The organism is Kocuria sabuli, from assembly GCF_040981185.1.
Taxonomy (GTDB): domain Bacteria; phylum Actinomycetota; class Actinomycetes; order Actinomycetales; family Micrococcaceae; genus Kocuria; species Kocuria sabuli.
Map to the genome: position 1 here is coordinate 134,920 of NZ_JAVHZE010000003.1, position 14,664 is coordinate 149,583.

11 protein-coding genes are annotated in these 14,664 nt (G+C 72.9%); 2 read left to right on the plus strand and 9 right to left on the minus strand.

All coding sequences use genetic code 11. The annotated features are described in order from the left end of the window. Nucleotides 1-152 precede the first annotated feature (152 nt). From whiA to RE027_RS04655, 9 genes are all read right to left on the minus strand, one after another. Entirely contained in the window at nt 153-1,133 is a 981-nt protein-coding gene (whiA, locus tag RE027_RS04615) for a DNA-binding protein WhiA (protein WP_368807073.1), read from the minus strand. A gap of 68 nt (nt 1,134-1,201) precedes the next feature. Beyond that, complete coding sequence (locus RE027_RS04620) at nt 1,202-2,281, minus strand: gluconeogenesis factor YvcK family protein (protein WP_368807074.1); 1,080 nt, start codon at nt 2,279-2,281, stop codon at nt 1,202-1,204. A 30-nt stretch (nt 2,282-2,311) separates the two neighbouring features. Further along, nucleotides 2,312-3,238 (minus strand): RNase adapter RapZ, encoded by a 927-nt coding sequence (gene rapZ, locus RE027_RS04625; protein ID WP_368807075.1) that lies wholly within the window; start codon nt 3,236-3,238, stop codon nt 2,312-2,314. Nucleotides 3,239-3,390: 152 nt separating this feature from the next. Then, nucleotides 3,391-5,448 carry an excinuclease ABC subunit UvrC gene (gene uvrC, locus RE027_RS04630; RefSeq protein WP_368807076.1) on the minus strand — a complete coding sequence of 686 codons (2,058 nt, stop codon included), beginning with the start codon at nt 5,446-5,448 and terminating at the stop codon, nt 3,391-3,393. Between the two features lie 14 nt (nt 5,449-5,462). Further along, a complete protein-coding gene (locus tag RE027_RS04635) occupies nt 5,463-6,167 on the minus strand; it encodes an HAD hydrolase-like protein (protein WP_368807077.1) in 705 nt (234 codons plus the stop codon). Next, nucleotides 6,164-9,190: an excinuclease ABC subunit UvrA gene (gene uvrA, locus RE027_RS04640; protein ID WP_438612416.1), complete on the minus strand. Its 3,027-nt coding sequence runs from the start codon at nt 9,188-9,190 to the stop codon at nt 6,164-6,166. Before uvrA ends, RE027_RS04635 begins: the two co-directional genes overlap by 4 nt. A 23-nt stretch (nt 9,191-9,213) precedes the next feature. Continuing rightward, on the minus strand, nt 9,214-10,971 hold the full coding sequence (locus RE027_RS04645; protein WP_368807078.1) for an MDR family MFS transporter: 1,758 nt from the start codon (nt 10,969-10,971) through the stop codon (nt 9,214-9,216). Next, complete coding sequence (locus RE027_RS04650; protein WP_368807079.1) at nt 10,971-11,531, minus strand: MarR family winged helix-turn-helix transcriptional regulator; 561 nt, start codon at nt 11,529-11,531, stop codon at nt 10,971-10,973. The genes RE027_RS04645 and RE027_RS04650 overlap by 1 nt, the downstream gene beginning before the upstream one ends. A gap of 256 nt (nt 11,532-11,787) precedes the next feature. Beyond that, complete coding sequence (locus RE027_RS04655; RefSeq protein WP_368807080.1) at nt 11,788-12,072, minus strand: hypothetical protein; 285 nt, start codon at nt 12,070-12,072, stop codon at nt 11,788-11,790. A gap of 933 nt (nt 12,073-13,005) precedes the next feature. On the opposite strand from RE027_RS04655, the gene RE027_RS04660 reads away from it, so the two are divergent. Continuing rightward, on the plus strand, nt 13,006-13,665 hold the full coding sequence (locus RE027_RS04660) for an MBL fold metallo-hydrolase (RefSeq protein WP_368807081.1): 660 nt from the start codon (nt 13,006-13,008) through the stop codon (nt 13,663-13,665). Continuing rightward, nucleotides 13,659-14,645, plus strand: coding sequence for a bile acid:sodium symporter family protein (locus RE027_RS04665; RefSeq protein ID WP_368807082.1), 987 nt, complete (start codon nt 13,659-13,661; stop codon nt 14,643-14,645). The genes RE027_RS04660 and RE027_RS04665 overlap by 7 nt, the downstream gene beginning before the upstream one ends. The last annotated feature ends 19 nt before the right edge of the window (nt 14,646-14,664 follow it).

A 14,664-nucleotide genomic window follows, 5' to 3' on the forward strand; every position in this document is an offset into this window, starting at 1 on the left:
TCGCCTTCAATCCCACACAAAACCACATATCAGCATGCAGACCATCGCGAACCCACGAGGAGTCAGGTGGGAGTCCGTCCTCGGGAGCGGTAACAGCCGGGCGCTCCGGAGGGCCGCCCGGCCGCCGCTCAGGAGGGCCGCCCGGCCGCCGCTCAGGAGGGCATGGCGTCCGCGGCCACGCCGGCGTCCGTGCCCGGGATGTCGAGCTCCTCGGCCCGGCGGTCGGCCATGGCCAGCAGCCGGCGGATCCGTCCGGCCACGGCGTCCTTGGTCAGCGGGGGGTCGGCCAGCCGGCCGAGCTCGTCCAGGCTGGCCTGCTTGTTGGACAGCCGCAGCTCCCCCGCCTGCCGCAGGTGCTCGGGGACGTCGTCGCCGAGGATCTCCAGGGCCCGCTCCACCCGGGCGCCGGCGGCGACGGCGGCCTGGGCGGAACGGCGCAGGTTGGCGTCGTCGAAGTTGGCGAGCCGGTTGGCCGTGGCGCGCACCTCCTTGCGCATCCGCCGGTCCTCCCACTGCAGCAGCGTCTGGTGGGCCCCCATCCGGGTGAGCAGGGCGGCGATCGCGTCGCCGTCCCGCACGACCACGCGGTCGACCCCGCGGACCTCGCGGGCCTTGGCGAGCACCCCGAGCCGGCGCGCCGCGCCCACGAGCGCCAGCGCGGCCTCGGGGCCGGGGCAGGTGAACTCCATCGCGGCGGAGCGCCCGGGCTCCGTGAGCGAGCCGTGGGCCAGGAAGGCGCCCCGGAGCACGGCCTCGGCGTCGGCCACGGCGCCGTTGACCACGGCCGGCGGCAGCCCGCGGACCGGGCGCCCGCGCGAGTCGAGCAGCCCGGTGCGCCGGGCGAGGGCCTCGCCGTCCTCGACGACGCGCACCACGTAGGAGCTGCCGCGGCGCAGTCCTCCGCCGGAGATGACGACGATCTCGCTCTCGTGGCCGAAGACCTCGCCGATCGCCCGGCGCACCCGGCGGGCCGTGGCGCCGAGGTCCACCTCCGCCTCGACGACGATGCGCCCCGAGACGATGTGGAGACCGCCCGCGAAGCGCAGCAGCGCGGACAGCTCGGCGCGCCGCTCGGAGGACTTCTTGATCTCGAGGCGGGACAGTTCTTCCTTGACCGATGACGTCAGGGCCACGCGGTTCCTTTCCTGGGAGCTCTCGGGGACGGGGTGGTGCGGTGGAGCAGTGCGGGGGCGGCCCGGGTTCAGCCGTGCCGCTCGAAGATCTCCTGGTAGGCGGCCGCGAGCCGCAGCGTGTTGTGCACGGCGGTGCCGGGGTGGGCCCGGACGTCGGCGTAGAAGACCTCGGCGCCCAGGGACCCGGCGACCTCCTCGAGGTCGCCGCGGTCCTCGGTGGCCGAGGGGTCGGCCAGCACGACGTCGAGGGTCAGGTCGGGGCAGTACGCGCGCAGGACCCGCAGGTGGTCGGCGGCGGTCTTGCCCCGGGTCTCGGTGTCCGGGGACAGGTTCAGGGTGACGCAGCGGCGGGCCCCGGACCCGCAGATCGCCCGGCGCAGCTCCGGCAGCAGCAGGTGGGGCAGCACGGAGGTGTGCCAGGAGCCCGGGCCCATGACCACCCAGTCCGCGAGCCCCACCGCCTCCACGGCCTGCGGGCACGCCGTGGCGTCGGGCGGGAGCAGCCGCACGTTGCACACGTCGGCCTGCTTGGCCAGGAGCGCCTGGCCCGTGATGGTGCGGGCCGTGCCGGGGCCCGCCGGGCGGTCCCGGGGCCGGCGTCCGGGCGGGAGGTCGGGGACGTCCCCGGCGATCACCAGGGGCTGCGTGGACATCGGCAGCACCCGGCCCCGGGCGCCCAGCAGGGCGCCGGCCCACTCCAGTCCCGCCACCGGGTCCCCCAGCAGCTCCCACAGCGTGACGATCAGCAGGTTGCCCAGCGCGTGGTTGTCCAGGGCCGTGGTGCGCTCCGGCGTGCTGCTGAACCGGTGCTGCATGACGTCGCGCCAGGTCCGGCCCCACTCGGAGTCGTCGCACAGCGCGGCGAGGGCCATCCGCAGGTCCCCCGGGGGCAGGACACCGAGTTCGTCGCGCAGCCGGCCGGAGGACCCGCCGTCGTCGGCGACCGTCACGACGGCCGTGAGCAGGGGCGTGATCCGCCGGAGCGCGGCCAGGTTGGCCGAGAGCCCGTGCCCGCCGCCGAGGGCCACCACGGAGGGGCTCCCGCCGCCGGGTCGCCGGGCGGACGGGTCCGGGGAGTGGTGCGGGTCGACGTCGGCGCGGCTGCTCAGCGGCAGCCGGGGGAACGCGCCGGTGGGGGGAGAGGTCATCGAGGGTTCCATGGGGTCAGCGCCGGCCGGTCATTCCCGGCCCACGTCCCGGTGCTGGATGTTGACGGTCACGAGCGGCAGCTTGGCGAGCCTGCGGGCCACCTCCTCGCTCACGGCCACGGAGCGGTGCTTCCCGCCCGTGCAGCCGATCGCGATGGTGGCGTAGTGCTTGTTCTCCGTACGGTAGCCCGTGAAGACCGGCTCGAGCATGGCGACGAAGCGGTCCACGAACTGCCGGGGTGCCTCGTCCTGGAACACGTAGTCCCGCACCTCGGGGTCCTTGCCCGTGCGGGGCCGCAGGGAGGGGACCCAGTGCGGGTTGGGGATGAAGCGGACGTCGGCCACGTAGTTCGCGTCCGCCGGGACCCCGTACTTGAAGCCGAAGCTGAGCACCGTCAGGCGCAGCACCACGGGCCCGTTGGTCGAGAAGAGGTCGGCCACGGCCTTGGACAGGGCGTGCACGTTGAACCCGGAGGTGTCCAGCACCACGTCGGCCGACTCGCGCAGGTCCTGCAGCAGCGCCCGCTCGGCCCGGATCCCGTCGAGGATCCGGCCGCCGGCCTGCAGCGGGTGGGGCCGGCGCTGGTGCTCGTAGCGCGAGACCAGCACCTCGTCGGCCGCGTCCAGGAACAGCACCGAGAAGTCGACGTCGGAGGCCTCCAGGGCCGCGAGCGTCTCCTTCATGTCGTTGAACAGGGCCTTGCCGCGCACGTCGATGACCACGGCCAGCTTGGGCAGGGCCTGCGGCGTGCGGGACACGAGGTCCGCGAGGGTGTGCAGCATCTGCGGCGGCAGGTTGTCGACCACGTACCAGCCGAGGTCCTCCAGGGCGTTCGCGGCGGTGCTGCGCCCGGCCCCGGACATCCCGGTGACGATCAGCAGCTCCGAGTTGGTGGGCTTCGCCTGGCCGGGCCCGTCCACGGTGCCGACGTCCGCTCCGGCGGTGTGCTCGCTCATGTCCGATCCGTCTCCCGTCGTCCTGCCCTGCGCCCGATGGTCCGTGCCCGCCGCGCCCGTGCCCCGCTGCCGGCCGGGACCTCGCGGCGGTCCCGCCCCAGCCTAACGAAGTTCGGGGCCGTTCCCGCCCGCGACGACGCCGGACCGTGCGCTCAGGAGAGCACCTCGCCCGTGGTCATGTTGATCGCCGGTGCGGCTTCCCCCTCCTGGGCCTGGAGCGCGGCGGCCACCTTCTCGGACAGGGCCCGTCCGAAGCCGGGCACCTGCTCGATCTCCTCCACGCGGGCCGCCCTGAGCTTCTTGACCGAGCCGAAGTGCTTCAGCAGGGCCTTCTGCTTGCCCGGGCCCACCCCGGGCAGCTCGTCGAGCACCGAGACGGTCATGGCGGAGGAGCGCTTCTTGCGGTGGAAGGTGATCGCGAAGCGGTGGGCCTCGTCCCGGATCCGCTGGAGCAGGAACAGCCCCTGGCTCGCCCGCGGCAGGATCACCGGGAACTCGTCGTCCGGGACCCAGACCTCCTCCAGCCGCTTGGCGAGGCCGACGACGTGGACGTCGTCGATGCCGAGGTCCGCCAGCGCCCGGGCCGCCGCGGCCACCTGCGGGGGTCCGCCGTCGACCACCACGAGGCTGGGCGGATAGGCGAACCGGGCCCGCTCCGGCGCCTCGCCCCGGGCCTCGACCTGCCCGGTGCGGGGCCCGGCCGCCTCCCGCTCGGCCTGCTCCTCGAGGTGGCGGCGGAAGCGCCGGGAGATGACGTCGTACATCGAGGCGGTGTCGTCCCGGGCCGCCTCCCCGGTGATGGAGAACTTGCGGTAGTCGGCCTTCCGCGGCAGTCCGTCCTCGAAAACGACCATGGACGCCACGACGTTGGTGCCCTGCACGTGGGAGATGTCGTAGCACTCGATGCGCATCAGCGGCACCGGGATGCCGAGGGCCTCCTGCAGCTCCTGCAGGGACGCGGAGCGGGTCGTGATGTCCCCGGCGCGCCGGGACTTGTGCAGCTTCAGCGCCTGCCGGGCGTTCTCCCGCACCGTCTCCATCAGGTGGGCCTTCTCCCCCCGCTGCGGGACGGCGATGGAGACCCGGGAGCCGCGCAGCCCGGAGAGCCACTCCTCGAGCCGGTCGGCGCTGTCGGCCGGCTCGGACAGCAGGACCGTGCGCGGGATGGCGTCCTCGCGGTAGGCGAGCTCGGCGGAGGGCCGGTGCTTGGACCCGCGCGGCTCGGGCGGCGCGGCGGCCCCGGCGATGGCGGCGCTCTCGGCGGCCTCGGCGGCCGTCTCGCCGTAGACCTGCTCCAGCAGCTGCTCGAGCAGCCGCCCGCCGTCGGCCTCCTCGACCTTCTCGGTGACCCACCCGCGCTGGCCGCGGATGCGCCCGCCGCGCACGTGGAAGACCTGGACGGCGGCCTCCAGCTCGTCCTCGGCGAGGGCGAAGAAGTCCGCGTCCGTGCTGTCGGAGAGCACCACGGCGTTGCGCTCGAAGGCCTTCTCCAGCGCCGCGATGTCGTCGCGGCGCGCGGCGGCGGTCTCGAAGTCCATCTCCGCGGCGGCCTCCTGCATCTGCCGCTGCAGCTCCTTGATGAAGGGGGTGGCGTGCCCGGCCATGAACCGGCACAGGTCCTCGGCGAGGGCGTGGTGGTCCTCCTCCGAGATCCGCCCGACGCACGGGGCGGAGCACTTGTCGATGTAGCCGAGCAGGCACGGCCGCCCGGACTGCTCGGCGCGCCGGTACACGCCCTTGGAGCACGTGCGGACCGGGAAGACCCGCAGCAGGGCGTCGAGCGTCTCGCGGATCGCCCACGCCTGGGAGTACGGGCCGAAGTAGCGGTTGCCCTTCTTCTTCTCGCCGCGCACCACCTGGGCGCGCGGGACCGCCTCGGACATCGTCACGGCGAGGTAGGGGTAGGACTTGTCGTCCCGGTAGGCGATGTTGAAGCGGGGCTTGAACTCCTTGATCCACGTGTACTCGAGCTGCAGGGACTCCAGCTCGCTGCCCACCACGGTCCACTCCACGCCGGCGGCGGTGGTGACCATGGCGCGGGTCTTGGGGCTCAGGGCGTGCGGGGGCGCGAAGTACGAGCTCAGCCGGTTGCGCAGGTTCTTGGCCTTGCCCACGTAGATCACGCGCCCGTACTCGTCCCGGAAGCGGTAGACGCCCGGGTCGGTCGGGATGTCCTGACGGGCAGGGCGGTAGCTCTCCGGATCGGCCACGGTCCGGCCCTCCCTCAGCGGCCCGTGGGGGCGGGCGCGGTGTACCGGGCCAGCAGCTCGCCGAGCTCGTCGGCGTCCCCGGCCACGGCGGCGAAGCCCGTCCCGAGCTCGCCCTCGGAGGCGAAGCCCCACGCCACGCCCAGGCAGTCGATCCCGTGGGCGGCCGCGCCCTCGGCGTCGTAGCTGCGGTCCCCGATCATCACCGTGCGGGCCGGGTCCGGGGACCGCACGCCGAGCCGGCGCAGGGCTTCGGCGATGATCGCGGGCTTGTCGTGCACCGGCTGCGCGCCGGCCACCGGGGCCGGTGCGACGAGGTCGTCGGCGGCCCCGGATACGGTCTCGAACCACCGGCCGAGGCCGAACCTCTCGACGGCCAGCTGCGCCGTGGGCTCGGGCTTCTGCGTGGCCACGGCCATCCGCACGCCAGCGGCGTGCAGGCCCGCCAGCAGCTCCTCCACCCCGGGGTAGATCCGGGTCTGCGCCAGGCCCTCGGTGCGGTACCGGGCCCGGTATGCGGCGACCACGCGCGGGATCTCCTGCTCCGGGACGTCGGTGAACGCCCGCAGGGACCAGCCCACGGGCGGGCCCACGAAGCGGCGCAGGTCCTCGGGCATGGCGTGCCCGTGCTCGGCCAGCGCCCGGGCGATGCCCCCGGTGATGGCCCCGGCCGGGTCCAGGAGGGTGCCGTCGAGGTCCCAGAGCACCACGGGCGCGGTCACCGGGCGGCTCCCACGGGGCGGGGGCGCCCGCCGAGCACCTCGGCGAGGAACCGGCCGGTGTGGCTGTTCGTGTTGCGGGCCACCTGCTCGGGGGTGCCCTCGGCGATCACCCGGCCGCCGCCCGAGCCGCCGTCGGGGCCGAGGTCCACGACCCAGTCGGCGGACTTGATGACGTCCAGGTTGTGCTCGATGGTCATCACGGTGTTGCCCTTCTCCACGAGGCCCTGGAGCACGAGCAGCAGCTTGCGGATGTCCTCGAAGTGCAGTCCGGTGGTGGGCTCGTCCAGCACGTAGATGGAGCGGCCGTTGGAGCGCTTCTGCAGCTCCGCGGCCAGCTTCACGCGCTGGGCCTCGCCGCCGGAGAGGGTGGTGGCGGGCTGGCCCAGCCGGACGTAGCCGAGGCCGACGTCCACGAGGGTGTTCAGGTGCCGGGCGATCGGGCCGAAGGCCTTGAAGAACTCCGCGGCCTCCTCGATGGGCATCTCCAGCACCTCGGCGATGGTCTTGCCCTTGTAGTGCACCTCGAGCGTCTCGCGGTTGTACCGGGCGCCCTTGCACACCTCGCACGGGACGTAGACGTCGGGCAGGAAGTTCATCTCGATCTTGATCGTCCCGTCGCCGGAGCACGCCTCGCAGCGCCCGCCCTTGACGTTGAAGGAGAACCGCCCGGCCTGGTAGCCGCGGACCTTGGCCTCGGGGGTCTCGGCGAAGAGCTTGCGGATGTGGTCGAACACGCCGGTGTAGGTGGCCGCGTTGGAGCGCGGGGTCCGGCCGATGGGGCTCTGGTCCACGTGCACGACCTTGTCGAGCTGGTCCACGCCGTCGATCCGCTTGTGCCGGCCCGGGACCTGCTTGGCCCCGTTGAGCTTGTTCGCCAGCGACGTGTACAGGATGTCGTTGACCAGCGTGGACTTCCCGGACCCGGAGACCCCGGTGACCGCGGTGAGCACGCCCAGCGGGAACGAGACGTCGATGCCGCGCAGGTTGTTCTCGCGCGCGCCCACGACCTTGAGCATGCGCCCGCGGTCGATCGCGCGCCGCTGCGCGGGCACGGCGATCGCCCTGCGCCCGGAGAGGTAGTCGGCGGTGACGGACTCCTCGTTGGCGAGCAGCTCCTCGTAGGTCCCGGAGTGCACCACGCGCCCGCCGTGCTCCCCGGCACCGGGGCCGACGTCGACGATCCAGTCGGCCTCCCGGATGGTGTCCTCGTCGTGCTCCACCACGATCAGGGTGTTGCCCATGTCCCGCAGCTTGGTGAGGGTCTCGATGAGCCGGCGGTTGTCCCGCTGGTGCAGGCCGATGGACGGCTCGTCGAGGACGTAGAGCACGCCCACGAGCCCGGCGCCGATCTGCGTGGCCAGGCGGATGCGCTGGGCCTCGCCGCCGGAGAGCGTCGCGGCGGCGCGCTCGAGGTTGAGGTAGTCCAGGCCCACGTCCACGAGGAACGTCAGGCGGGCCTGGATCTCCTTGAGCACCTGGTCGCCGATCCGCGCCTCGCGGGTGCTCAGCTCGAGGTCGCGGAAGAACTCGTGGGCCTCGCGCATGGGCATGCGGGTGGTCTCGGCGATGTTCCGGCCGCCGACGGTCACGGCGAGCATGGTCGGGTTCAGCCGCGCGCCGTCGCAGGCAGGGCAGGCCACCTGGCGCATGTACTGCTCGTAGCGGTCCTTGGCGTTGTCGGACTCGGTCTCGGCGTGCTTGCGCTTGATGTAGCCGATCACGCCCTCGAAGCCCTGGGTGTAGCGGCGCTCCCGGCCGAAGCGGTTCCGGTAGGCCACGGTGACCTGGTAGTCCTTGCCCTCCAGGACCGCCTTGCGCGCCTTGGCGGGCAGCTTCCCCCAGGGGGTGACCAGGTCGAAGCCGAGCTCCTGGCCGAGCCCGGCGAGCAGACGGTTCCAGTACTCGCTGGTCGCCTTGCCCAGTGACCACGGCGCGATGGCGCCCTCCACGAGGGAGAGGTCGGGGTTGGGGACCACGAGCTCCTCGTCGACCTCGAGGCGCGAGCCGATGCCGTCGCACTCCGGGCACGCCCCGAAGGGGGCGTTGAAGGAAAAGGAGCGGGGCTCGATCTCGTCGGCCTGCAGGGGGTGCTCGTTGGGGCAGGCGAGGTTCTCGGAGAAGGGCCGGCGCAGCTCCAGGGGGTGGGCGATCTCCTCGTCGGAGCGCGGCACGAGCTCGACGACGACGCGCCCCTCGGCGAGGCCCAGCGCCGTCTCGACGGAGTCGGTCAGGCGCTGGCGGATGCCCTCCTTGACGACGAGCCGGTCCACGACCACCTCGATGGTGTGCTTGTACTGCTTCTTGAGCTTGGGCGGGTCCGAGAGCTGGACGGCCTCACCGTCCACGGTGGCCCGTGAGAAGCCCTTCGTGGAGAGCTCCTGGAACAGGTCGGCGAACTCGCCCTTGCGCTCGCGCACCACGGGCGCGAGGACCTGGAAACGGGTCTTCTCCGGCATCTCCAGCAGCTGGTCCACGATCTGCTGCGGGGTCTGCTTCTCGATCTTCTCGCCGCACACGGGGCAGTGCGGGTGGCCGATGCGCGCCCACAGCAGGCGCATGTAGTCGTAGATCTCGGTGATGGTCCCGACCGTGGAGCGCGGGTTGCGGGAGGTCGACTTCTGGTCGATGGACACCGCCGGGGACAGACCCTCGATGAAGTCGACGTCGGGCTTGTCCACCCGGCCCAGGAACATCCGGGCGTAGGAGGACAGGGACTCCACGTACCGGCGCTGGCCCTCGGCGAAGATCGTGTCGAAGGCCAGCGAAGACTTCCCGGAGCCGGACAGGCCGGTGAACACGACCATCGCGTCCCGGGGCACGGTCAGCGAGACGTTGTCGAGGTTGTGCTCGCGCGCCCCCTGGACCACGATCTCGGTGAGATCGGACTTGTGGGCGGCCCGGGTGGCGGCGGACGCGGCGGCCCCCGCGCCGGGCTCGGGCGGCTCGGTCGAGGGGTTCAGGACCAGGGTGGACGTGGGGATCGGCTCAGACACGCCCTCCACTCTAGTACCGGCCCCGGACATCGCCGCAGGCCCCGTGGGCGGTTTCACACCCGGTCCACGGGGCCCGTGGAGGTGTCCTCGCGCACCCGCTGCGGCGCGGCGTCTCCCCCGGTGCCCTGCGCCGCGGGATCCTGCGCCGCAGCGTCCTGCTCGGGGGCCTCCCGCGTCGCCCCGGCGGCCGTGGCCTCGCGGCGGCGCCGGACCTCCTGGGCGTCGAGGGCGCGGGTGACGACCTTGAGCCGGCCCGTCTGCGGATCCACCTCGACGATGTCCACGGTGCGGCGCAGCGGGACCTCCTTGATCAGGAGCACGGCGAACAGCGTGACGATGGAGCCCAGGGCCGCCACCAGGAAGATCAGCCCGGTGCCCGTGCCGTAGGCCTCGCGCACGATGTCCTCCACCGAGGCGGGCAGGGACTCGAGGTCCATGGTGGAGGAGTCCACGGCGGCGGGGTCCCCGCCCCGGGCCCGGGTGCCCGCCGTGAGCTCCGCGGCCAGGTGCGAGCTCATGAGCGCGCCGAACACGGCCACCGACACCGCCCCGCCCATGGTCCGGAAGAACGCGACCGACGAGGACGCCGCTCCCATGTCCTTGAGCCCCACCGTGTTCTGCACGGCCAGGACCAGGTTCTGGTTCAGCCCGCCGATGCCGAGGCCCACGAGGAGGATGAAGACGCTCACGGCCCAGACCGGGGTGTCGTGCGTCAGCGAGGCGGCGAGGAACAGGCCCGTGGACATGAGGACCGCGGCGACGACCAGGATGATCTTCCACCGCCCGTAGCGGGTGATGAGCTGCCCGGCGACCGTGGCGCCCACCAGGGAGCCGAAGACCTGCGGGAGCATGAGCACGCCGGCCATCGTGGGGCTGAAGCCCTGGCCCAGCTGGAAGTACTGGCCCAGGTAGGTGGTCGAGGCGAACATGGCCCCGCCCGTGGCGATCGCCGCCACGATGGCGAGCGCGGTGGTGCGCTCCGTGACCACCCGGATGGGCACCACCGGCTCCGTGGCGCGCTGCTCGACGAGCACGAACAGCACGGTGCCCAGGAGCGCGGTCGCCACGAGGACCGCGGAGGTCCCGGAGACCCATGCGAACATGCCAGGCTGACCGGCCAGGGACACCCACAGCAGCAGCGCGGAGGCCGAGACGACGAGCAGGACGATGCCGAGCCAGTCGATGCTCACCTTCCGCGGCGCCTGCGGGGGGAGCTGCAGGGTGCGGTGGACGAGCACCGCGGCCAGGACGGCGAGCGGGGCGGGGATCAGGAACACCCAGCGCCAGCCGAAGAGGTCCACGATCAGCCCGCCCAGCAGCGGGCCGGCGGAGGTGGCCACGGCCATGACGGCGCCCATGTAGCCGGCGTAGCGGCCGCGCTCCCGCGGCGGGATGATCGTGCCCATGATGGTCATCGCCAGGGCCATGATCCCGCCCATGGCGATGCCCTGGACCACGCGGGCCAGGATGAGGAACTCGATGGTCGGGGACAGCCCGGCCATGGCGGAGCCGAGCACGAAGATCACGATGGACAGCTGCAGCAGCTTCTTCTTGTCGAAGAGGTCGGCGAGCTTGCCCCACACGGGTGTCGTCGCGGCGTTGGCCAGGAGGGTTCCGGTGACCGTCCAGGACAGGGAGGTCTGGTCCCCGCCGAGGTCGGCCATGATCACGGGCAGGGCCGTGCCGATGATGGTGAGGGTGACCATGGCCATGAAGAACACGGAGAGGATGGCGGTCAGGGCGCGCAGCACGTCCCGGTGGGAGGCGCCGGTCCCCCCGCCCGGTGCTGCGCCCGGCTGCGGTGCGGTCATCACGCGGTCTCCTCCTCGTTCTCCCGGGTCTGCCGGTCTGCGGCGCCGCTGTGCCCGGCGGGGGCCGGGTCGCTGCGCGGCGGTGTCCTGGCCCCACGGCACGAGGTGGTGCGCTCCGCGCCCAGGGAGTCCAGGAAGACGGTGGTGATCTCGTTGATGGCCCCGCGGCTGGCGCGGGCCTGGTCCTCGTCCCAGTCCTCGAGCCGGAGGGCCAGGCGCTGGGCGTCCTGCTCCACCACGGCCCGGACCTGCTCGCGCCCCTGCTCGGTGATGGCGACCAGGGCGGCGCGCCCGTCCCCCGGGTCCGGGGTGCGCTCGACGAGTCCTGCGTCCTCCAGCCCGGCGAGCTGGCGGCTCAGCCCGGAGGGGCCGAGCCCGGTGTCCGTGGCCATGACGGTGGCTCGGCGAGGGCCCATGCCGTCGAGGTAGTACAGCAGGGCGATCGCCGTGGGGTTGAGCTGGCGCTGGCCGGCGTCGGTCTTGGTCACGCGCCTCATGACCCGCTGCAGCTCCAGCAGGTCGCGCACCAGCTCCACGGCGGTGTCGTGGGAGACGGGCAAGAGGGCTCCTCGGGAAGTCGTGGACGGATTGGGGCGGGGGCAACGACGAGCGGGCACCCGGTGGGCGCTCCGCCGGCTCTTCGCGGGGTCCGGGTCGACGACGACGGCGTCATCCACCGAATGCCCGGACAATTTGTTGCCGCACGCAACTTTATTGCGGCAGAGCCGCTGGGACAACCCCACGGGCCCGTGCCCTCGGACACACGGACGGGGTCCTCCGCCTGCGCGGAGGACCCCGTGGCACTTCGGTGGGCGACTACTGGGCGGAGCCCGTCGGCAGGGGTTGCGCATTGCAGTAGTCCTGGAGGATGCGCAGGTTCTCCGGTGTGGGTTCCACGGCACCGCCGTTGCCGGAACGGCAGACCCCGCCGCTGCGCACGAACAGGTCGACCACCGCCTGCGGATCGGCCGCCGGAGGCGCGGGCAGCGGCTGGGTCGCGCAGTACTCCTGCACGATCCGGATGTTCTCCGGCGTCGTCACCACGTCCCCGAAGTGACCCGAGTGGCAGATCCCCCCGCTGCGCACGAACAGGTCGACCACCGCCTGCGGATCGGCCGCCGGAGGCGCGGGTGTGGGCGGCGCCTCGGGCGTGGCAGGTGACGCCGGCGCGGACGGCGTCGGCGTCGTCCTGGGCGTCGCCGGCGACGATGCGCCGGACGTGGCGGTTGCGGTGGGCGAGGCGCCGCCACCTCCTGCCGCAGGCTCCGGGTCTCCGCTGCAGCCGGTCAGGACGAGACCCCCCAGGACCAGAACGATCGACAACCTCTTCAGCACAGCACTGTCCTTCCCCCGTCGACGGCACCCCCGGGCGAGCGCGCCACCCATATGTTCCCTACTGCGAACACCGCAGCCCAGACCGCGCACGTCACGATCGGGTCTCTGCTCCCACAGCCCCCGCCGCCGTGCTGCCGGCGACGGCACGCCAGGTCCTGCCCGGGCCCCGTCGCACGTCCGGGACGGCCCGGTCGGCGTCGCGGCCGGCGCTGACGAGCCCCGCCAGATCACAGCGGCCGGGGCCGGGCTCCGGGACGCGGTGGATGCGAGGCGTGGTCGACGCGGACATCGTGGCCGCTGGTCCCGAGCGGGCCGCCTCCGTCGATCGGTCCGGCCGGAACCGGACCGCGTGCACCGATGGGCCGACACAAACGTCCGCATTCGTCCGGAGCACCCGGGGTGCCCCTCCCACCAGGGACGGGCGCCTTTCCCGCGTCCGGGGTCGGGCACCCGCGATGGGCCGGCGCCATGGCATCGGCGCATCGAGTGACAGCCCCCTTAGTGACAGCCCCTTTGGCGTCCGGAGTGTCGTTCCTCAGCGATGCTCGTTCTCGACCCAGGTCCGAGGGAGATGGAGTCAGGGAACGGGCGTGCAGCAGTGCATGACCCCGTTGGCGTCCTCGTTGCAGTACGGGTCGGCACATGTGGAGTACGCAGCTCGGTTGGTTCCGTCGGAGACCTCTGAGTAGCCTGTCCCTCATGATCGCAACGAAGACGGAGGTCACCGACCTCCCGGAGCTCACGATCCGCCGGATCTCGGTGAGCGAGATGGACAACAACGTCTACCTGCTCACGTCCAAGGACGAGGGCACCCAGGTCCTCATCGACGCCGCCGACGACCCCCGGGCCATCGCGGGCCTGGTGGGCGCCGGCAACGGCGACTGCACGAAGTCCTACGGCGAGCTCCAGCTCATCATCACCACCCACTCGCACTGGGACCATGTGCGGGCGCTGGACGAGGTCCGCTCCCGCTCCGAGGCCATGACCGCCTGCGGCGCCGAGGACGAGGCCGACATCGCCGTCCCCATGGACCTGACCTTCGAGGACGGGGACACCGCCGAGTTCGACGGCTTCGACCTCGAGGTCATCGGCCTGCGCGGGCACACCCCGGGCTCGATCGCCCTGGTCTACCGCGACCCGGAGGGCCCGGCGCACATCTTCTCCGGCGACTCCCTCTTCCCCGGCGGCGTGGGCAGGACGAGCAGCCCGGAGGACTTCCGGCAGCTGCTCGACGACGTGACCGAGCGGATCTTCGAGCGCTTCGACGACGACACCATCATCCACCCCGGCCACGGGAAGCCGACCACGCTGGGGGCCGAGCGCCCGCACCTCGACGAGTGGCGCGCCCGGGGATGGTGAGCTCCGGACCCGCCGTCGCCCCGGAGACCGCCGCGGCCGACCGCGGCGCCTACGCCGCCGTCCTGATCTTCCCCGTCCTCGTGCTCGCGGGCGGGCTCGTCGGCTTCCTGACCCCCGGAGCGGTGAGCGGCCTGTCCGGCTGGATCAACCCCCTCCTCGGGCTGGTGATGTTCGGCATGGGGCTGACCCTGCGCCCGGTGGACTTCGCGCTCGTGGCCCGGAACCCGCTGCCGGTGCTGCTGGGCGTCGCCGCCCAGTACGTGCTGATGCCGCTCGTCGCCCTCCTCGTCGTGTTCGTGCTGCGCCTGCCCCCGGAGCTCGCGGCCGGTGTGATCCTGGTGGGCTGCGCACCGGGCGGCACGGCGTCGAACGTGGTGGCCTACCTCGCCCGGGGGGACGTGGCCCTCTCCGTGGCGATGACCTCGATCTCCACCCTGCTCGCCCCCGTGCTCACTCCCCTGCTGACCCTCTGGCTCGCCGGGCAGTACCTCCCGGTGGACGGGGCGGCCATGGCGTGGGCGATCACCAAGATCGTGCTCCTGCCCGTCGTCGCAGGCCTCGCCGTGCGCCTGCTCGTGCCCCGGCTGGTGGTGCGCGCCCTGCCCGTCCTGCCTTGGGTCTCGGTCGCCGCCATCTCCCTGATCGTGGCGATCGTCGTCTCGGCGAGCGCGGACCGCATCGTGGAGGCCGGCCTGCTCGTGCTCGCGGCCGTGGCGCTGCACAACGTGCTGGGCCTGCTGCTGGGCCATCTGCTGGGCGTGCTGACCGGGCGCCCGCCCGCCGCGCGGCGCACCATCGCCGTGGAGGTGGGGATGCAGAACTCCGGGCTGGCCGCCGGACTCGCCGCGCAGTACATGAACCCGCTGGCGGCCCTGCCGGGAGCGGTCTTCTCGGTGTGGCACAACCTCTCCGGCGCGGTGTTCGCCCTGGTCTGCCGCAGGGCCGACGCCCGGGCCGCCCACCGGCTCCCAGGTTCCTGAGAATCCGGACCGGCCGGAC